The organism is Amycolatopsis sp. NPDC043887 (genome assembly GCF_056435665.1).
In genome coordinates, this window is sequence record NZ_JBWKEB010000004.1 from 183,666 (window position 1) to 203,665 (window position 20,000).

The following is a 20,000-nucleotide window of genomic DNA, read 5'->3' on the forward strand; positions in this document are numbered from 1 at the left end:
CCACCCCATGACCACGCGAGAACGGGACACCGGCGACGACATCGCGATCGTCGGCATGGCCGGGAACTTCCCCGGCGCGCCCGACATCGGCAAGTTCTGGGCCGATCTGTGCGCCGGCCGCGACGGCATCACCCGGATGACCCGCGCCGAGCTGCTGGCCGCGGGTGTTCCCGCCGAAGTGGCCGACGATCCCGCGTTCGTCCCCGCGGCCGGGTTGCTGCCCGGTATCGACCGCTTCGACGCCGACTTCTTCGACTACAGCCGCGCCGACGCCGAACTCCTCGACCCGCAGCACCGGCTGTTCCTCGAATGCGCGTGGCACGCGCTGGAGGACGCGGGTGTCGACCCGGACCGGATCGAAGGCCTCGCCGGGGTGTTCGCCGGCGGTGCCCCGAGTACGTACCTGCTGTCGAACCTGTTGTCCAACGACGTCACCGCGCTGACCGTCGGCCCGGATCAGCTGATCCTGCAGAACGAGAAGGATCTGCTCGCGTCCCGGCTGTCGTACGCGCTCGACCTGACCGGCCCGTCGGTCAGCGTGCAGAGCTGTAGTTCGACCGCTCTCGCCGCCGTCGCGCAGGGCTGTTCCAGCCTGCTCACCGGCGAATCCGACCTGGTCGTCTCCGGTTCGGTTTCCGTTGTGGTGCCTCAGGAACCGGGCTACCTCTACCGTGAGGGCAGCCGGTTCGCGCCCGACGGCATCAACCGGATCCTCGACGCGGGCGCCAACGGCAAGGTCCCCGGCAACGGTCTCGGCGTCGTCGTGCTGCGGCGGCTGGAGGACGCGCTGGCCGACGGCGACCGCGTCTACGCGGTGATCCGGGGCTGGGCCATCCACCACGAGGGCAACCGCGCGCGGCAGGGGTTCAATCTGCCGGGCGTTCCCGGCCAGGCCGCCGTCGTAGCGGAGGCGATGGCCGCCGCCGACGTCGAGCCCGACGAGATCGACCATATCGAAGTGTCCACTTTGGGCACCCCGTTCGGTGACGTCGCCGAGATCTCCGCACTGCAGAAGATCTTCGACGTCGATGGCGTCGAGCGGGTCACCCTCGGCTCGATCGACGCGAACCTCGGGCACATCAACCAGGCGGGCGGTGTCGCCCGGCTGATCAAGGCCGCGCTGGCGTTGCACCACGAGAAGCTGCCGCCCGCGGTCAACTTCGAGAAGCCCAACCCGCAGCTCGCCCGCAGCGGTGACAAACTCGTCGTGCAGAACGAACTGGGCGACTGGCCGCGCGGCGAGCGGCCCCGGCTGGCGGGCGTCAGTGCGTACGGCTTCGGCGGCACCGACGCCCACGTCGTCATCGAGGAAGCGCCGGAGGACTGCCCGGAGCGTCCGCCCGCGCGTCCGCACCAGCTGCTCGTGTGGTCCGCGCGGACCTCCGAAGCGGCGGACGCGATGACCGGCAGGCTCGCCGCCTCCAGTCCTGAGTGGACGGATTTGGCCGACGTCGCCTACACGTTGCACAACGGACGGAAGGCTTTCGAGCACCGGCGGATGACGGTCGTGTCCTCTGTGGACGAGGCGACCGGCGCACTCGTGTCCGAGACCCGCGTGGTCGCCGAAGCGGACTCGAAGCCGCGCAAGGCGGGCTTCCTGCTCGCCGGGGTCGGCGAGCAGTACCGCGGTATGGCGGGCGGGCTCTACGAGAGCGAGCCGGAGTTCAAAGCCGCTGTCGACGAATGCGCCGCGTTGTTCAAGGCGCATCTCGGCACTGACCCGACGACGAGCCTGCACGGCTCTCGCGGTTCCGACGGCGGCGACCTCGCCCGTCTGCTGGGCCGCGCGACCGACAGCGAGGACGCCGCTCCGTCGGTCACCCAGCCCGCAGTGTTCACCCTCGGCTACGCGCTCGGCCGCCTGCTGCGCGCCTGGGGAGTCCAGCCGTCCGTGCTCGCCGGGTACAGCGTCGGCGAGTTCGCCGCCGCCACCCTCGCGGGCGCGCTGACCCTGGAAGAGGCCACCGCGCTGGTCGCCACCCGCGCGAAGCTGATCGAGAAGCTGCCGGAAGGCGCGATGGCCGCGGTCCCGCTGGGGGCCGCCGAACTCACCGCGCTGGTGGGCGACGTGACGGCGTTCGGCGTCGACGTCGCCGCGGTGAACGGGCCGCGGATGATCGTCGTGTCCGGCGCGGGCGACGGCGTCGAAAGGCTGGCCGCCGAACTCGCCGGACACGGCGTCCCGGCGCGGCCACTGCGCACCACGCACGCCTTCCACTCGCGGGCCTTGCGCCCGGCCGCCGCCGAACTGACGGCGTGGGCGCGGAAGAACCTCACGCCGCGCGAACCGGAAGTGCCCTACCTGTCGAACGTCACCGGCGCGCCGATCACGCTCAAACAGCTGAAGGATCCCGGCTACTGGGCCGAGCACATGTGCCGTCCCGTGCGGTTCGCGGCGATGATCGAGCATCTTGCCAGTCTTTCCCCGGATACCGTGTTGCTGGAACTGGGAGCCGGGCAGTCGCTCGGCTCGATGTTCCGCGGTCACCCCGATTTCCCGCAGACCTCGTGGCCGCTGCTGGTTCCGACCCTGCCCGGCGAAGCCGACCCCCGCCAGGACACGGCCGTGCTCACCGAAGCGCTCGGCCGCGCCTGGCTTTCCGGGGCGGACATCGACTGGCGGGCCTATCACGACGGCCGCGACCCGCGGAAGACCACGTTGCCGGGTTATCCGTTCCAGCGCGACCGCTACTGGATCGAGCCGACCCGGGCCGCCACCGACGTCGCGCTCGGCGCCCGGTCCGCCGAGACCCCGGTCTACCTGATCGAAGGCGAACTGGACGTCACCGCCCGCGACCTGGCCACCCGGCTGGGCGCCGAACTGGGCGCGACCGTCGTGTTCGCCGACCAGCACCCCGGCGGCGCCGACGCCGTCCGGGCAGCCCACGGCCGGCTCGACGGCGTGCTGGACCTGACCACGAGCAACGCAGCCAAGGAGGAACGATGACCCTCGTCGGAGTCGTCGGCGCCGGTGTGATGGGCACCGGGGTCGCGCAGAACCTCGCCACCAGCGAGCACGAGGTCGTGCTCATCGACGTCGACCCGGGCAAACTGGCCGACGCCCGCGACCGGATCGAACTCGAATGCCGGATGAGCCGCATGCTCGGCGGCCCCGAGATCGACGCGGCCGCCGTACTCGGCCGGATCACCTTCGGCACCGAGCTCGCCCTGCTCGCCGAGGCCGAAGTGGTGATCGAGAACATCACCGAGAACTGGGACCTCAAGTCCCGCCTGTACCCGAAACTCGACGAGGCCTGCAAGGCCGACACCGTGTTCGTCGTCAACACCTCCGCCATCCCGATCACCAAGGTCGCGGCGCTCACCCGGCGCCAGGACAAGGTGATGGGGGTGCACTTCATGAACCCGGTGCCGATGAAGCCTTCGTGCGAGTTCATCCCCGGCTACCACACCAGTGAGTCCACAAAGGACATCGTGCGCGAGCTGCTGCTGTCGATGGGGAAGAAGCCGATCCCGGTCAACGACGCCTCCGGGTTCGTCTCCAACCGCGTGCTGATGCTCACCGTCAACGAGGCCGCTTTCCTGGTGCACGAAGGGGTCGCGGACGCGGAGACGGTCGACGAGGTGTTCCGCGGCTGCTTCGGGCACCCGATGGGCCCGCTGGAGACCGCCGACCTGATCGGCGTCGACACGATCCTCTACAGCGTCGAGGTCCTCTACGACGAGTTCAACGACAGCAAGTACCGCCCCTGCCCGCTGCTCAAGCAGATGACCGCGGCCGGGCTGCACGGGCGCAAGAGCGGCAAGGGTTTCTACAACTACAGCGGCTGAGCGGCGGCTGACGTGGGCCCGGCTGGTCGTGAGTGGCGATTCGGGTTAGAACCCGAATCGCCACTCACGACCACCTTGAGTCATCACGCCACCCACGCCTTACCCACCTACGCGAGAAAGGCATCCACCATGTCGCAGGACGTCCGCGGCGAGATCCGCGGCTTCATCGGCGCGAAGTTCCCCAGCCTGTCGTTCACCGACGAGCAGGACATCTTCGCGCTGGGTTTCGTGAACTCCCTGTTCGCGATGGAGCTGGTCATGTTCATCGAAAAGGCGTTCGCCACCCGGATCCCCAACGAGGAACTGAAGCTGGACAACTTCCGCACCGTCACGCGGATGACCGAGCTGGTCGAGCGGCGTACCGCCGCGGCCGCGCACTGAACGGGAGAACGACGTGAGGGCGAGGACACGGCCCGAAACGCCCGCGGTCGAGGTGATCGGGCGTTTCGTCGACGAGGAGGTCGGCCCGCACGCGGACGCGTGGGACCGGGCCGAGCACATCCCCCCGGAGGTGCTGAGGCGGGTGGGGGAGCTGGGACTGTGGGCCCCGTTCCTCCCCGTCGAAGCCGGCGGCGCCGGGCTGGACATGGTCACCCTCGGGCGGCTGCACGAGGAGGCGGGCCGCGGCTGTTCTTCGCTGCGGAGCCTGCTCACCGTGCACACGATGGTGACCGCGACAGTACAACGCTGGGGCGACGACGAGCAGCGCGAGCGCTGGCTGCCCGCCCTGTCCGACGGCGCGACGCTGGGCGCGTTCTGCCTGACCGAGCCGGATTTCAGCGGTAGCGACTCGACGGCCGCGGGCACCGTGGCCGTCGCCGAGAACGGCGTCTGGACTTTGCGGGGGCGCAAGACCTGGATCACCGGCGGCCAGGTCGCCGGGCTGTTGCTGGTGTTCGCCGGCACGGCCACCGGGATGAGCGCGTTCCTGGTGCCCTCGGATCATCCGGGGGTCCGGGTGACCCCGGTCCGGCACATGCTCGGCACCACGGCGAGCATGCTGGCGACCATCGAGTTCGACGACGTCCGGCTCGACCCGTCCGCGCTGGTCGGTCCGCCGGGCTGGGCCGCGGGCACGGTGATGACCGGCGCGCTCGACCTCGGGCGCTACAGCGTGGCGTGCGGTTCGGTCGGGATCGTGCGGGCGGCGCTCGCCGCGTCGGCCGCCTACACGTCGGCGCGTTCGGCGGGCGGCGGGCTGCTGCGGGATCTGCCGCAGATCCGCGCCAAGATCAGCGAGATGGTCACCGCGCGCGACGCCGCGCGCCTGCTGTGCGAGAAGGCCGGGCGGCTCAAGGACGCGGGCGATCCGGCGACCATCATGGCGACCTGGGTGGCCAAGTACTTCGCGTCCACGGCCGCGGCCAAGGCGGCTTCGGACGCGGTCCAGATCCACGGCGCGAACGGCTGCGGCCCCGACTACCCGGTGGCGCGCCTGTACCGCGACGCGAAGGTCATGGAAATCATCGAGGGCAGCACCCAGATCCAGGAGCTGACCATCGCGGACGAGGCGTATCGGGAGGTGCCGGGATGATCAGAGACAGCACAGTGCTGGAGAAACCCAAGCGGGGCCGGATCAAATGCGTGGTGTGGGATCTCGACAACACGCTGTGGGACGGCACGCTGCTGGAAGACGGCGAGGTCACCGTACGGCCGGAGGTCGTGGCGGAGATCAAGCGGCTCGACGAACTGGGCATCCTGCATTCGGTGGCCAGCCGCAACGACCACGAAGCGGCGATGACGCGGCTGAAGGCGGCCGGGCTCGACGAGTACTTCCTGTACCCGCAGATCAGCTGGAACCCCAAATCCGGTTCCGTGGAAAGGATCGCGAAGTCGCTGAACATCGGTCTCGACGCGATCGCGTTCGTCGACGACCAGCCGTTCGAATTGGCCGAGGTCGCGCACGCGCTGCCTTCGGTCAAGACCGTCGACGTGGCGAAGCTGGGGGAGGCACTGGCGTCGGAGGAGTTCCGGCCGAAGTTCGTCACCGACGAGTCGCGGGTGCGCCGCGAACTCTACCGCGCTGCCGCCGTGCGGGAGCAGGTCGAACAGGATCACGAGGGCACCAGCGAGGAGTTCTTGTCCACTTTGGACATGAAGTTCACGATCGCGCGTGCCCAGCGGGAGGACCTGCAGCGGGCCGAGGAACTGACCGTCCGCACCAACCAGCTCAACTCCACCGGCCGGACCTACTCCTACGACGAGCTGGACGAGCTGCGCACCTCGCCCGACCACGTCCTGCTCGTAGCCTCCCTTTCCGACAAGTACGGCGGCTACGGCAAGATCGGCCTGGCGCTGGCCGAACGCGGCGCGCCGGCCTGGCATCTGCGGATGATGCTGATGTCGTGCCGCGTGATGTCGCGCGGGGTCGGCACCGTGCTGCTCAACCACATCATGGGACTGGCGAAGGAGGACGGCGCGAAACTGCGCGCGGACTTCGTCGAGACCGGCCGTAACCGGGTCATGTACGTGACCTACGCGTTCGCGGGCTTCACCGAGATCTCGCGGGACGGCGACCGGCTCGTCCTGGAGTCCGATCTGAGCACGATCCAGCCACCGCCGCCCTATCTGACGATGGAGCTGCGATGACCGCTCCGAGCACGGCATGTCCCTGGCTGCCCGGCGGGATCCCGCCTGCCGAGGCGACGAAGCTGTTCTGTTTCCCGCACGCCGGAGCGAGCGCGGCGGTCTACCGGGAATGGGTCCTCGCGGCGGGCGAAAGGCTGGTCGTCCTGCCGGTCCAGCTGCCCGGCCGTGCCGAACGCGGTCGCGAGACACCGCACGAAGACGTCGAAAGCCTTGTCGAGGCGGCGATCGAGGGGCTCGGGGATGTGCTCACCGGTGACTTCGCGTTCTTCGGGCACAGTGTCGGCGCCCTGACCGCGTACCTGCTCACCCGCAGGCTCGCGGAGCGCGGGGCCACGCTGCCGAAGCATCTGTTCGTGTCAGGGCGGGCGGCCCCGCAGCTGCCCGACACCCGGCTCCAGCTGCGGGCTTTGCCCGACGAGCGGCTCGCCGCCGAACTGCACGCCCTCGGCGGCCTGCCGGACGTCCTGCGCCGCGAGCGCGAACTGCTGGCGATGTTCCTGCCGCTGATGCGGGCCGATCTGGCGGTCAACGAGACCTACCGCCATGTCCCGGGGGAGCCGTTGCCGGTGCCGCTGACCGTGTTCGGCGGCGACCGCGATCCGCGGGCCGATCTGGACGAACTGGCGGCGTGGCTCGAACTCGCCACCGACTCGACGATGGTGACCTACCCGGGCGGGCACTTCTACCTCGAGCAGCACGTGCCGGAACTGCTGGACGTGATCCACCGGAAGCTGGGCCGATGACCACGCAGTGGTTCTCGGCGTGGAAGCAGCCCTCGGGCGCGCTGGGCGAACGGCTCCGCCCCGGCCGGGACGTGCACGTCTGGCGGATCGCCCTCGCGCGGGTGCTCGCCCCGGGCTCGTCCGAGGCCTACGGCCTGCTCGGCGCGCTCTCCGAAGACGAGTTGCGCCGGGCCGCCGCGATCACGGTGGACGCGGAACGGGCCCGTTTCCTGGCCGCGCATGTCGCGCTGCGCGACATCCTCGCGTCGTACACGGGCACCCCGCCGTCCGAGCTGCGGTTCACCCGCGACGGCGACCGCCCGGCACTGGCGGGCGTGACGGGGATCGAGTTCAGCCTGTCCCGGTCCGGCGCGCTGGCGCTGGTCGCGGTCGCGGCCGGGGTCCGGGTCGGCGTGGACGTCGAGGAGGTCCGGGAGGTCGACCACGACGGCCTGGCCGCGCGGACACTGCGCCCGGAAGAGGCCGCCGCCGTCCGCGAGCCGCTGACCTTCTTCCGGTACTGGACCTGCAAGGAGGCCTACCTCAAGGTCGACGGCACCGGACTGGCCGGACTGCCGGGACCTTCCTTCACCCTCACCGGCGGCGACGTCGCCCTCGAAGACCGTCCTGAATGGACGATCACGGAACTGGACGCCGGCGCCGGCAACGCGGCCGCGCTGGCCGTCCCGGCGCGCCCGGTCACCGTGCGCGCCTTCGACTGGCTTCCCGGCAGGCGGCGAACGGCCGGGGGGCACCGGAAAGGCGGAGTGAAATGAGCGACCCGAAAGCGGAGCTCGAAGCGTTCATCCAGACCACGGAGTTCAGCTGTCTCGGCGCTCGCGCGGCGTTGAAGAAGGGCTCGATCGTCCACGGCCACTACCCGGCGCTGGGCGATCCGGAGTCGGCGCGTGCCCACTACCGCGACATGCTCGGCTATGCCCGCGACATCCGGCCCACGTTGTCGGACAAGAGCTTCCGCACATTCGTGTCCACTTTCGAGGAGCCCGGCGGCGTCCTCGACGAGGAGGAGTACGAACGCCTGCTGTGGCGCCACCTCCAGCTCATCCACGACATCGACAGCCGCACCTACGGCCTCGACGAAGGCGCCACCTCGGACCCCGACGAACCGAACTTCGGGTTCCACGTCGCCGGGCACTCGTTCTTCGTCGTCGGCATGCACCCGGGTTCGTCACGGGCGAGCCGCCGGTTCTCCCGGCCCGCGATCGCGTTCAACTCGCTGATGCAGTTCATGTTGCTGGGCGACAAGTTCTTCTCGATGCAGGACGCGATCCGCAAACGAGAGACGACCAACAACGGCTCGGTCAACCCGAGCTTCACCACCTACGAGTACCAGATGCCGTCCCGGCACTTCTCCGGACGGATGACCGAAGAGGACTGGAAGTGCCCGTTCACTTCGCGGCACGAGCCTTCTTCGGTCAAGTACACCTCGGACGTCATGCAGCGCCCCACCGGCTGATTCCCCGGTCCGTGAAGGCCTCCTTGCCTACCTTCAGGGTAGGCAAGGAGGCCTTCACTACGTTCAGGCCAGCCGTCAGGCGAGGGCTTCGACGCGGCGCGGGACCGGGCGCCGGAGCAGCGCGGTACGGGTCGCGCGCGGGATCCGCTGGTAGACCAGCTCCCGCAGGGTCGCACGGCGGAACGTGTAGCCGGCGTCGTCCTCCCGGCGCAACACCGCGAGGCTCGCGAGCCGGGACAGCGTCCCCTCGATCTCGGCGGTGTCGCGGCCGCAGACCGCGGCGACGTCTTCGGCGGTGAAGGCGTCCCCGGCGAGGCTGGCCGCCTTCAGCAGCGACTTCTCGGCGGCGGGCAGGTTGTCGAGCTGCGCGGCGAGCGTCCGGCGGACCAACGGCGGCGTCATCGCCTGGCCGAGTCCCGGAAACGGGGTGGTGCGGCCGTGTACCTCCTCGGCGTACGCGTGCGCGAACCGGGGGTTGCCGCCGATCCTGGCGATCAGCTCCTGCCTGCCGCGGATGAGCCGGGCGGTACCGGGCAGGAGCTTGTCGAGCAGCTTGCCGACGGCGTCGTCGGCCAGCGGGGCCAGCGTCACCGTCGTGCCGCATCGCTCGCCGTGTTCGGCTTCCAGCAGCCCGGGCCGTGCGGAGGCGACGATCAGGACCGGCAGTCCCGCACACGCTTCACCGAGCCGGTCGACGGAGTCGCGGGTCTCGGCGTCGGCGCGGTGCAGGTCATCGGCCAGCACCACCAGCGGCCCGTAGCAGGTCAGTTCGGTGGCAGCGGCCCGAAGCGCGGCATCGCCGCCCTCAGTGCGCAGCCGGGACGCGGTCTGGGGGAGCAGCCCGGGAACGACGGCGAACGCCTCGGCGACGTCGGCCCCGGCGTCCAGCACGCGGATGCGGGGCCGCTCGGCGAGGGTTTCGGCGAACTCGGCGAGGAGCCGTGTCTTGCCGATCCCGGGCTCGCCGAACACGGTCACCCGATGCGGGCGCCCGCCGCGCTCGACGAAACCGAGAAGGTGGTTCAGCAGATCGCGGTCGTGGTCACGGCCGACGAAGCCGCGGGGATCGGCGGGCTCGGCGATCGGATGTTGACGGGCCGAGACGGCGTGCCACCAGCCAGGCGAGTCTTCGGATGCTTCGTGCACCACGGCGGGCTCGGAGGCTTCGCGGACCGCGTCCGAGACGCGGATCCGGCCTTCGGGCGCGCGTAGCGCCGAGCGGACACAGCGGTCCAGGACGGGGCCAGCCACCTGTCCGGGGCCGGCGGCGGTGAACTCGACGAGAACGTCCCCGCTGTCGACACCGATCTGGGTCGCGATCCCGGCGGTGGCCAGGCGGTCGAGGATCCGCAACGCCGTCCGGGTCGCGTGGACGGCGTCGTCGTCACCGGTCCGGGGGAGACCGAACAGAGCCAGCACCACCGGCCCTGACTCGCCGGGCAGATGCGCGCCCGCGGCGATGGCCTCCTCCTCGACGACGGTCCGCAACCGCGCCTGCGCCTCCACGGCCTCTTCGGGATCGTCGTCCGGCGTGGCGAGCGCGACCCCGACCGCGACGACCGGCTTCCGCTCGCTCTCGACGGGCTCCGTGCGGGGCAAGGCGATCACCGGTGCGGGCGTGAACGGCAGTGGCTCGGCCACCGGGGCGGGCTCGGGTTCGGGACGCGGCGCCGGATCCGGCCGCCGGGTGAGCAGGGTTTCGTCGTGCTGGAGGATCGCGCGTTCCAGCTCGCGCAACTCCTTGCCCGGTTCCAGGCCGAGCCCTTCGGCGAGGCTGGCGCGCGTCGCGCGGTAGACCTCGAGCGCGTCCACGTGACGGCCGCAGCGGTAGAGCGCGGTCATCAGCTGGGCGTTGAGCCGCTCGCGGTTCGGGTTGGCCTCCGCCAGCCCGCGCAGATCGGTGAGCACCTCGTGGTGGTGTCCGCGGTCCAGCTCCAAGCCGAAAAGGTCCTCGTGGACGGCGATCCGCTGGTCCTCCAGCGCGACCAGCTCGGGCCACACCACACCGGTCTCGGTGAGGTCGGCGAGCACCGGGCCACGCCACAGCGAGAGCGCGTCACGATAAGCCGACACGGCCCGCTCGACATTCCCGGCCGCCTGCGCCGTCCGCCCTTCGGCGGCGAGCCGCCGGAACCGGGCGGCGTCGACCTGCTCGCTGTCGACGCGCAGCAGGTAACCGGGCGCGTGCGTGAGCAGCATCGCCTGCTCGGTGGCGCCGGTGCGCTGGGCCAGCGTCGAGCGCAGCCCCGAAACGGCGTTCTGCACCATCTTGCGCGCGGTGGCGGGGATCTCGTCCGCCCAGATCGCCTGCAGCAACGTGCTGGTGGCGATGACCTCGTTGTGCCGCAACAGCAGATAGGCGAGCACGGCTCGCTGGGTCGCCCCGCGCAACACGACCGGACGTCCGTCGTGCACGACGTTGAAGGGGCCGAGGAGGTCGAAACGCACAGGGTCACCACCTTGTTCGGGACTTGCGAAGACGATCTCCACCGTGGCCCCGCACCCCGCCCACGGACAACGCCGCGGCGCGGATACTGGCTCGGTGCCAGTGGCACCCGAGAACGATGCCAGTTACCGCCCGATGTGTTGACTGTGGACGTTCGCACCTGCTAGACGCGCGCACCACTCTCGCAATCAGTCCTCTGAATGCGTCGGGTCAGGTCAGGTAGTCGCCGGTCAGGATCGCCGCCGCGAGTTCCACCCGGGACGTGTACCCGGTCCGTGAGAAAAGCCTGCTGAGCCTGCCTTCCACGCTTTTCTCACTGGTTTCGAGGACGACCGCCAGTTGCCGGTTGGTGAGGCCCTCGGCGACGAGGATCGCCAGCAGGCGTTCGTTCTCGGCGGTCGTCTCCGTCCGGCCGGGTCCGGCGAAGCCATTGTCGCGCAACAACTTCCGAACGCGGCCGCGCCAGTACCAGGCACCGACCTCGCCGAACAGTTCGTACGCCTCGGTCCATGACCGCTCCGGCCGGTGCCCGGCGAGCCCTGCCCGCAGGAGGGTCATCGCCGACTCGTAGGGAACCTCCCGGCGTTCGCGCGCGATGGCCGCGGCGCGCCGGGCCGAGGCGGGTTCGCGATGGACCGCCGCGCGGGCGAGGTAGTGGTTCTGGTGCGCGCGGGCGGTGTCGAGCTGGGTCGCCGTGCGCGCGGAGCGCCGTACCCAATGTTCACCTTCGCGTTGCTTGTTCCGCGCCAGCGCGGAGCGCGCCAGGTCGGCCCAGAGGTCTTCGGTGCCCAGGAGGTAGCCGCCCGCGTCGGCGCTGCGTGCGGCGGAGTACAGCAACGCGTCGGCGCCCTCGGTGTCACCGAGTTCGCCGAGCACGGTGGATTCGGCGTGGTCGATCGTGTGCTGTATCCCGGCCGGGCGGCTGTCGGCGGCCAGCGCCCTGGCCCTGGCGAGCCGGCCCTGCGCGCCGAGGAGCCGGATCGCGCAGTGCGTCAGCAGGCAATGCAGCGGCCGAGCCGGATCGGTGCCGCCCAGCATCGTCCGCCGGGCCAGTTCCATCGCCTCGGCCCAGTCACCGCCGAGGTAGTTCAGCGCGAACAGGTTGGGTCCCGGCAACTGGTCCAAGGGCATCCCGGCGTCGGTGATCAGCCGCCGCGCCTGCCGGAGTTCTCCCAACTGCAGCAGCATCTCCACTTCGAACCGGCGCTGTTCGATGTTGTACTGCGGAAGATGCCCGGAACGCCACAGTTCCGGATGCGCGATGAGCGTGTGCAGCTGGGACGTGTCGCCGAGCACGACGCCGCAGGCCGCGAGGAACATCGTGCCGAAGTCGGCGGTGATGTGGTTGCTGCCGGTCCACACCGCGCGCGCCCGCTCCAGGAGGTCGCGCGCCTCGATCCAGCGATGGCTCAGTACCAGGGCATACGCGCGGTTGATCACCATCAGTGCCGGGTCGTCCGGCAGCACCGGCGACGCGCCCGCGGCGATTTCGGCGAGTTCACCGAGGTCACCGCGGGCGGCGAGCCCGGAGATGAACAGGACCGAAAGTTCCTGTGCCTCCGCGGGTTCGAGGTGGCCGAGATGCTTGCAGAGCACCTGCCGCGCACAGTCCCCGGCCTCGGCCGCCCGGTAGTGCAACGCCTTCGCCGCGCTCAACAGCATCAGCACGACCGTCCGCGCCGGCGGCTCGGTCACCCAGGACAGCGTCGCGTGGAGCCAGCGTTCCGCCTTCGCGCCGTCGGTGAACAGGACCCGCTTGCCGTTTTCGAGGAGTTCGTCCGCCGCGCGGCGCGTGTCGACGAGCGACCCGGCCTGGGTGATCCAGTCGAGCACCAGATCCGGATCCGAGACGGACGCGGAGCCGGACCACACCGCCTGGACCGCTTGAGCGGCCAGGCTGCGCGAGGCGTACGGCCCGATCTTGGTCAGCAAGGCGTCACGCACGGCGGGGACCCGGAACCGATGCCCGCCGTCGTGCCGCCGCACCAGGACACGTTCGGCGACAAGCCTGTCGAGCACCGCCCGCAGATCGTCTTCACGCCATCCGAGCGCGGTCGCGGCCAGGCCGGGTGCGGCGGCGCCGAGCGGGCAGAGCATCGCCATCGTCTCGGCCACCTCCCTGACGCCGCCACCGGCCTCGGCCACCGCCAGCAGGAGCGGATGGTCCTCGGTGGCCACCGGCCGGTCGACCCGCTCGACGCGGTACGCGGTGCGGTCGATGATCCGCAGCGCTCCGGCCTTCCGGTAGCCGTGCACGAGCGCGGTCAGGGCGGCGGGATTGCCCCGGGCGGCGGTGTGCAGCTCGCTCACCAGGCCATCGTCCGGCAGGGCCGAGACCAGTCCCGTCAGCAGTGACCGCGATTGCGCACGCGAAAGCGGCCGGAGGAACCGCGACTTCGCGCGCCCGCTCGCCCGGAGCCGCGCGAAGGCTCCTCTCAGCGCGGGGCTCTCGGACAGGTCGTCTCCCGCGCCTGTCCGCACTGTCGCGACCACGCTGATCGGTGTCTCCGCCGTGCAACGGTGCAGCAGCGCGCTCACCAGCCGGGCGGTGTGCTCGTCGAGCCACTGCGCGTCGTCGACCAGGACCACCAATGGGGTCTGGACGCGGAGAAGCGCGAACACGGCGGTCGCGATCTTCGCGACGGTCTCCGGGGTCGGCGTGGTCTCGCCCGCCCTGGCGAGCATGGCCAGCACCGAGCGCCGCGCGGGTTCCTCCTCGGCCCGGTCCCCGCCGAGAAGGACGAGAAGCCGGAACATCGCCCCGTACGGGAGTGTCCGGTCGAGCTTGGCCAGCCGCAGCACCAGCACTTTGGCCGACGGGGTGAGCTCCTCGGCGAGCCTGTCCAGTACCGTGCCGCGGCCGCAACCCGGCTCCCCGGCGAGCACCGTCAGCGGGGTCGTGCCCAGAGCGACTCCGTCTCGCAGGGCTCCGACCTCCTCGACGCGGACGTCCGCCCGCGATCCCGTCCCGGTGCCCGGGTGCCTGGTGCTCATATGCCCAGTTCACCAGGACGGGGCCCGGCTGGCCGTCACCCAACCGTATGAACCGGGCGGTCGAGGCCCTCCCAGGCGCCCAGTGGCCGGTAATCCTTCCCGGGAACCGGCGCTTCTCCGGCCGTCGACAAACCGGCCGGTATGCTGAGTGTCCGCACGAGAAGGGGCCGGCCATGACACGAGCGACCACCAGGAAGGCCGAGGCCGGCGGTGAGGACCAGGCCGCCGTCCCGCGCCGTCTGCTGTCGCACGCCACGAAGCTCTTCGCCAAGAAGGGTTTCGACCGCACCTCCGTGCAGGAGATCGTCGAGGCGGCCGGGGTCACCAAGGGCGCGATGTACCACTACTTCGGCTCCAAGGACGACCTCCTTTACGAGATCTACGCCCGGGTGCTGCGCGCGCAGACCGAGCAACTGGAAAAAGTGGTCTCGAGCGAGGCTCCGCTGCGGGAACGGCTGCGTTCCGCCGCCTCCGACGTCGTCGTCAGCACGATCGACAACCTCGACGACAACACGATCTTCATGCAGTCCATGCACCAGCTCAGCGTGGAGAAGCAGAAGGCCGTCCGCGCGGAACGCCGCAAGTACCACGAGCGGTTCCGCACGCTGATCGAGGAAGGCCAGGAGTCCGGCGAGTTCCGCGCGGACAAACCGGCCGACGTGATCGTCGACTTCTTCTTCGGGTCGGTGCACCACCTCGGATCGTGGTACCGGCGCGGCGGCGCGCTCTCGGCCCGCCAGATCGGCGACCACTTCGCCGATCTCCTGCTGGCCGCGCTGCGACCCGAGTAGTGCTCAGCCCGCGGGCACGAGCCGCTCGGCGAAACAGTCGTTGCGGCGTTCGAGCACCGTTCCCACCTCCCATCCGGAGGCGAAGGCGAGCAAGCCCGCCGCCAGCTCTTCGGCGGCTTCGGGTGGCCAGCCTTGGGCGGCCAGACTCGACCGCAACGCTTCGGCGTAGTCGGAATAGGTGAAGCCGGGCAGTTCCGCGACGAGCGCCGTCGTCGTCCCGCGGTGCGAACTCAGGCCGCCGAACGCCCTTCCACAGCCGCAATCGGAATCGGGCGAGCGCTCGCCGTCGTCACAGCACGGGGCGATCCAGAGCAGCTCGCCCTCGACGCAGTGGTCGAAGTCGGTTTTCCGGGTGCCCTGGGTCTTCGAGGTGGCCACGAGCAGTTTCATGATGACTCCCTGTTCGATCTGATGTTCGAACAGGTCTACCGGCAGGGTCCGACACTTTCCGGGACGGACCCCGCCGGGGAGATCAGGCCGGCAGGTCGATCAGCGGCGCGAGGGCGGCGCGATGCCGCCCAGGAGTGCCGAACGCAATCTCGTCGCTCTTCGCGCGCTTCAGGTACAGGTGCGCGGGGTGCTCCCAGGTCATGCCGATCCCGCCGTGCAGCTGGATCGCTTCTTCGGCGGCGTGGACGGCGATGGGGGAGTTGCGGGCCTGCGCGACCGCGACGGCGATCGCGATGTCGTCGCCGGAGGCCAGGCAGTCGGCGGCGTAGCGCGCGGTCGCCCTGGCGTTGACCAGATCCGTGTACAGGTTCGCCAACCGGTGCTTCAGCGACTGGAACGAACCGACCTGACGGCCGAACTGGTAGCGCTCCTTGAGATAGCGCACCGTTTCGGTCAGCGCCCATTCGGCGATCCCGAGTTGTTCCGAGGCGAGCAGCCCCGCCGCGGTCACGAGTGCCGTGTCCAGCGCGGACGCCGCCACCGAGGGGCCGGCGACACGCTTCGCGGCAACCTTCTCCAAGGTGACGTCGGCGATGCGCCGGGTGAGGTCGAGGGAAATCGCCTCGGCGACCGTCACTCCCGCCGCCGAAGCGTCGACCGTGTACAGGCCGGGGCCGTCGGGTCCCACCGCCGGAACGACGATCAGTTCGGCCACCGAAGCGTCGGCGACGCTGCGGACCCGGCCGCTGACCGTGCCGTCGGCGGCCGCGGTGACCGTCGAGGGGAACTCGGCGCCGGGCGCGGCCGACAGCGGGACGGCCAGGGCGCCGATGAGCGTGCCCGCGGCCAGTTTCCCGAGCGTTTCGGCCACTTCCGCCTGTGACGTGTCGGCCGCCAGCAGGGCCGACGTCGCCAGGACGGCGCTGCCGAGGTACGGGACCGGGGCGACGCTGCGCCCGAGTTCCTCCATCACGACGGCGACTTCCCGCGCCGAAGCGCCGTGCCCGCCCAGCGCCTCCGGGACGGCGAGGCCCGCCGCGCCGAGGTCGGCGGCGAGCGTGCGCCACAACTTCAGGTCGTACGGTTCCGCCGTCTCGGTCCTGGCGATCAGGGCCGCCGGTTCCGCGCGGTCGGAGAACAGAGCCCGGACGCTGGCGCGAAGGTCCTCTTCGACCTCGGAATACAGCAGGTCGGTCATCGGGGCAGGTCCTTCCAGGCGACGTCCTTGTCGATCCGCGGCTCGGACGGCAGCCCCAGCACGCGCTCGGCGATGATGTTGCGCAGGATCTCCGAGGTGCCGCCCTCGATGGAGTTGCCCTTCGCGCGCAGATAGCGGTAACCGGCCTCGCGGCCGAGGAAGTTCACGCCGTCGGGACGACGCATCGTCCAGTCGTCGTAACGCAGGCCCTCGTCGCCGAGCAGCTCGATCTCCAGCCCGGACGCGGCCTGGTTCAGTTCGGAGAACGCGACCTTGACCGCGGAACCTTCCGGTCCCGGCGCGCCCGCGGCGAGCTGCTGCCGCAGCCGCGAACTCACCAGGCGCAGGCTTTCCCCCTCCACCCACAGTTTCAGCAGCCTGTCGTGCAGTTCGGACGTGCGCAGCTCCGGGCGCTCCCGCCAGGTTTCCGCGACGACGCCGACCATGCCGCCGTCGCGCGGGAACTCGGTGCCGCCGATCGCGACCCGTTCGTTCATCAGCGTGGTCTGCGCGACCTTCCAGCCCTCGCCGACCGCGCCGAGGCGGTGCGCGTCGGGGATGCGGACCTCGCTGAGGAAAACCTCGTTGAACTCGGCCTCCCCGGTGATCTGGCGCAGCGGCCGGACTTCGACGCCCGGAGCGGTCATGTCGCACAGGAAGTACGTCATGCCACGGTGTTTCGGCACGTCGGGATCGGTGCGGGTGACCAGGATGGCCCACTGGGACTTGTGCGCGCCCGACGTCCAGACCTTCTGCCCGGTGACCACCCAGTCGTCGCCGTCGCGTACCGCGCGGGTGCCCAGCGCGGCCAGGTCGGATCCGGCGCCGGGCTCGCTGAACAGCTGGCACCACACCTCGCGCTCGGTCCACAGTGGACGTAGGAAGCGCTGGTGCTGTTCGGGTGTGCCGAAGGCGAGAATGGTCGGCGCGGCCATGCCGAGACCGATTCCGATCCGCCGCTTGTCGTTGTCCGGTGCGCCCGCCGCGGCGAGCTCCTTGTCCACGACGGACTGGAGCGAACGCGGTGCGTTCAGGCCGCCGAGACCTTCGGGGAAGTGGATCCACGCCAGTCCGGCGTCGAACCGCGCGTCGAGGAAGTCTTGACGCGGCGTGCTTTCCGGCGGATACGCGGCCAGCAGATCGGCCACGCGCCGCTTGAGATCGTCCACAGTGGTCATGTTCTTGAATGTCACCGTGAGGCCTCCCCGCGATATTTCTTCAGTTCACGGTGCGCCAGCGAGCGCTTGTGCACCTCGTCCGGGCCGTCGGCGAGCCGCAGCGTCCGCACCTGCGCCCACATCTCGGCGATCGGGAAGTCCTGGCTGACGCCGCCCGCGCCGAACAGCTGCACGGCCTTGTCGAGGATCCACTCGACGGTGATCGGCGTGGAGATCTTGATCGCCTGGATCTCGGTGTGCGCGCCCTGGTTGCCGACGGTGTCCATCAGCCACGCGGTCTTGAGCACCAGCAAGCGCTGCTGCTCGATCTTGACCCTGGCCTCGGCGATCCAGTCCTGCACCACGCCCTGTTCGGCGATCGGCTTGCCGAAGGTCTCGCGCGAAAGCGCCCGGCGGCACATCAGTTCCAGCGCGCGTTCGGCCATGCCGATGGCACGCATGCAGTGGTGGATCCGGCCGGGACCGAGGCGGGCCTGCGCGATGGCGAACCCGTCACCCTCGCCGGCGATGAGGTTCTCCGCGGGCACGCGGACGTCCTCGAAGACCACTTCGGCGTGGCCGCCGTGATCGCCGTCGGTGTAGCCGAACACGTGCATACCGCGTTTCACGGTCATGCCTGGAGTGTCGCGGGGGACCAGGATCATGCTCTGCTGCTTGTGCGGCGGGCCGTCCGGATCGGTCTTGCCCATCACGATGAAGATCCTGCAGTTCGGGTTCATCGCGCCGGAGATGTACCACTTCCGGCCGTTGATGACGTACTCGTCGCCGTCGCGGCGGATGCTGGTGGCGATGTTGCGCGCGTCGGAGGAGGCGACGTCGGGCTCGGTCATCGCGAACGCGGACCTGATCTCGCCGTCCAGCAGCGGCTGGAGCCACTGCTTCTTCTGCTGGTCGGTGCCGAACATGGTGAGGACTTCCATGTTCCCGGTGTCCGGCGCCGCGCAGTTCAGCGCGGTCGGCGCGAGCCGGAGGCTGCGGCCGGTGATCTCGGCCAGCGGCGCGTACTGCAGGTTCGTCAGCCCCGCGCCGTGGTCACCGGGGAGGAAGAAGTTCCACAGCCCGCGCTCGCGGGCCTCGGCCTTCAGCTCTTCGACGATCGGCGGCTGCGACCATTCGCTGTCGCGCCCGGCCAGCTGCCGCTCGAAGACGGCCTCGGCCGGGTAGATGTGCGAGTCCATGAACTCGAGGAGCTTTCTCCGCAGTTCCTCGGTTTTCGCGTCGAAGGCGAAGTCCATCTCTATCCCTCTTCCTTGTTTTCAGGGGCGCGTCGACGAATGCGTAGCCGGGCTGCGGCTTCCGATGACTTCTCTCGTTCGCGACGAGAGCGGCGCGCCGCTTGGCCACCTTTCGAGCAAGTCATCGCACGTCCCGTCATTCGGCCTTGAGAGTCTCGTTGCCGTGCGCGATCAACGGGACGACGCCCGAGCCGATGCCGTCGAAGCCGGCGCCGACGGTCTGTCCCTTGCTGTAGCGGAGGTGGATGCCTTCCAGGATCACCGCGAGTTTGAAGAACGCGAAGCTCACATACCAGTTGAGCCGGGAGACGTCGCGGCCGGAACGTTCGGCGTACCGCGCGATGACCTCGTCGTTGCGTGGGTAGCCCGGCGCCGAGCTGGCGTTGGACACGAACTGCAGCGAGACCTTGTCGCGTTCGGCGTAGGCCACCAGCAGCGCGAGGTCGGTCAGCGGGTCGCCGAGGGTGGACATCTCCCAGTCCAGCACCGCGGTGATCCGGTCGTCCGCGTTCACCAGCACGTTGTCCAGGCGGTAGTCGCCGTGCACGATCGACGGCCTGCCCGATTCGGGGACCGACGAGGCGAGCCGGTCGTGGAGTTCGTCGACGCCGGGGAGGTCGCGGCTGCGGTTGCCGTCGAGTTGCTTCTTCCAGCGCCGCAGCTGGCGTTCGAGGAAGCCCTCCGGGCGGCCGAAGTCGCCCAGCCCCACCGATTCCGGATCGACGGCGTGCAATTCGACCAGGGTGTCGACCAGTTCCTCCGCGATCGCCCTGGTCCGGGCCGGGCCGAGCGCGGCGAGTTCGGTGTCCGAGCGGAAGGGGGTGCCCTCCACGAACTCCATCACGTAGAACCGCGAGCCGATGACGTCGGTGTATTCACACAGCAGCACGGTTTCCGGCACCGGGACCGCCGTGCCGCGCAGTCCGGAGATCACCCGGAATTCGCGGCCCATGTCGTGCGCGGTCGGCAGGACGTGGCCCAGCGGCGGGCGGCGGACCACCCAGCGGGACCGGCCGTCGCCCACGATGTAGGTGAGGTTGGACCGGCCCCCTTCCACGACCTGGCCGCTCAGGTCGCCCTGGACGAGACCCGGCCGGTGCTCGTCCAGATGGGCCTTGAGCCTGGCCAGGTCGAGGCCCGGCAGGTCGGACTGGTTCATGGTGCCTCCAGCGGCTCGCTTTCCGGTTACAG

At 70.2% G+C, this 20,000-nt stretch carries 16 protein-coding genes; 9 read left to right on the forward strand and 7 right to left on the reverse strand.

What is annotated here, in order from left to right; all coding sequences use genetic code 11:
* Window positions 1-7: 7 nt before the first annotated feature.
* From AC069H_RS12700 to gntA, 8 genes are all read left to right on the forward strand, one after another.
* Window positions 8-2,947, forward strand: a complete 2,940-nt coding sequence (locus AC069H_RS12700; protein WP_478232342.1) for a type I polyketide synthase — start codon at window positions 8-10, stop codon at window positions 2,945-2,947.
* Window positions 2,944-3,789: a 3-hydroxyacyl-CoA dehydrogenase family protein gene (locus AC069H_RS12705; RefSeq protein ID WP_478232343.1), complete on the forward strand. Its 846-nt coding sequence runs from the start codon at window positions 2,944-2,946 to the stop codon at window positions 3,787-3,789. Before AC069H_RS12700 ends, AC069H_RS12705 begins: the two co-directional genes overlap by 4 nt.
* 129 nt (window positions 3,790-3,918) lie before the next feature.
* Window positions 3,919-4,170 (forward strand): acyl carrier protein, encoded by a 252-nt coding sequence (locus tag AC069H_RS12710; protein ID WP_007029786.1) that lies wholly within the window; start codon window positions 3,919-3,921, stop codon window positions 4,168-4,170.
* Window positions 4,171-4,183: 13 nt separating this feature from the next.
* Window positions 4,184-5,323, forward strand: a complete 1,140-nt coding sequence (locus tag AC069H_RS12715; protein WP_478232344.1) for an acyl-CoA dehydrogenase family protein — start codon at window positions 4,184-4,186, stop codon at window positions 5,321-5,323.
* On the forward strand, window positions 5,320-6,378 hold the full coding sequence (locus AC069H_RS12720) for an HAD-IIIC family phosphatase (RefSeq protein ID WP_478232345.1): 1,059 nt from the start codon (window positions 5,320-5,322) through the stop codon (window positions 6,376-6,378). Before AC069H_RS12715 ends, AC069H_RS12720 begins: the two co-directional genes overlap by 4 nt.
* On the forward strand, window positions 6,375-7,121 hold the full coding sequence (locus AC069H_RS12725) for a thioesterase II family protein (RefSeq protein WP_478229019.1): 747 nt from the start codon (window positions 6,375-6,377) through the stop codon (window positions 7,119-7,121). The genes AC069H_RS12720 and AC069H_RS12725 overlap by 4 nt, the downstream gene beginning before the upstream one ends.
* Window positions 7,118-7,876 (forward strand): 4'-phosphopantetheinyl transferase family protein, encoded by a 759-nt coding sequence (locus tag AC069H_RS12730; protein WP_478232346.1) that lies wholly within the window; start codon window positions 7,118-7,120, stop codon window positions 7,874-7,876. Before AC069H_RS12725 ends, AC069H_RS12730 begins: the two co-directional genes overlap by 4 nt.
* Window positions 7,873-8,577 carry a guanitoxin biosynthesis heme-dependent pre-guanitoxin N-hydroxylase GntA gene (gene gntA, locus AC069H_RS12735; RefSeq protein ID WP_478232347.1) on the forward strand — a complete coding sequence of 235 codons (705 nt, stop codon included), beginning with the start codon at window positions 7,873-7,875 and terminating at the stop codon, window positions 8,575-8,577. The genes AC069H_RS12730 and gntA overlap by 4 nt, the downstream gene beginning before the upstream one ends.
* A 75-nt stretch (window positions 8,578-8,652) precedes the next feature.
* Here the strand turns inward: gntA and AC069H_RS12740 are convergent, their stop codons facing one another.
* Window positions 8,653-11,025 (reverse strand): BTAD domain-containing putative transcriptional regulator, encoded by a 2,373-nt coding sequence (locus tag AC069H_RS12740; protein ID WP_478232348.1) that lies wholly within the window; start codon window positions 11,023-11,025, stop codon window positions 8,653-8,655.
* A 208-nt stretch (window positions 11,026-11,233) separates the two neighbouring features.
* Window positions 11,234-14,017 (reverse strand): AAA family ATPase, encoded by a 2,784-nt coding sequence (locus tag AC069H_RS12745; RefSeq protein WP_478232349.1) that lies wholly within the window; start codon window positions 14,015-14,017, stop codon window positions 11,234-11,236.
* A 173-nt stretch (window positions 14,018-14,190) separates the two neighbouring features.
* On the opposite strand from AC069H_RS12745, the gene AC069H_RS12750 reads away from it, so the two are divergent.
* Window positions 14,191-14,808: a TetR/AcrR family transcriptional regulator gene (locus AC069H_RS12750; protein WP_192745156.1), complete on the forward strand. Its 618-nt coding sequence runs from the start codon at window positions 14,191-14,193 to the stop codon at window positions 14,806-14,808.
* A 3-nt stretch (window positions 14,809-14,811) separates the two neighbouring features.
* On the opposite strand, the gene AC069H_RS12755 is transcribed toward AC069H_RS12750, so the two are convergent.
* The 5 genes from AC069H_RS12755 to AC069H_RS12775 all read right to left on the reverse strand — a co-directional run bounded on the left by AC069H_RS12755 (window position 14,812) and on the right by AC069H_RS12775 (window position 19,968).
* Window positions 14,812-15,198: a DUF7715 family protein gene (locus AC069H_RS12755; RefSeq protein ID WP_478232350.1), complete on the reverse strand. Its 387-nt coding sequence runs from the start codon at window positions 15,196-15,198 to the stop codon at window positions 14,812-14,814.
* A gap of 82 nt (window positions 15,199-15,280) precedes the next feature.
* Entirely contained in the window at window positions 15,281-16,396 is a 1,116-nt protein-coding gene (locus AC069H_RS12760; RefSeq protein ID WP_478229025.1) for an acyl-CoA dehydrogenase family protein, read from the reverse strand.
* Entirely contained in the window at window positions 16,393-17,574 is a 1,182-nt protein-coding gene (locus tag AC069H_RS12765) for an acyl-CoA dehydrogenase family protein (RefSeq protein WP_478232566.1), read from the reverse strand. The genes AC069H_RS12760 and AC069H_RS12765 overlap by 4 nt, the downstream gene beginning before the upstream one ends.
* A gap of 11 nt (window positions 17,575-17,585) precedes the next feature.
* Complete coding sequence (locus AC069H_RS12770; protein ID WP_478232351.1) at window positions 17,586-18,809, reverse strand: acyl-CoA dehydrogenase family protein; 1,224 nt, start codon at window positions 18,807-18,809, stop codon at window positions 17,586-17,588.
* 136 nt (window positions 18,810-18,945) lie between these two features.
* The gene (locus AC069H_RS12775) at window positions 18,946-19,968 is read right to left on the reverse strand and encodes a phosphotransferase family protein (protein WP_478232352.1); all 1,023 of its coding nucleotides are present in this window, start codon (window positions 19,966-19,968) and stop codon (window positions 18,946-18,948) included.
* Window positions 19,969-20,000 lie beyond the last annotated feature (32 nt).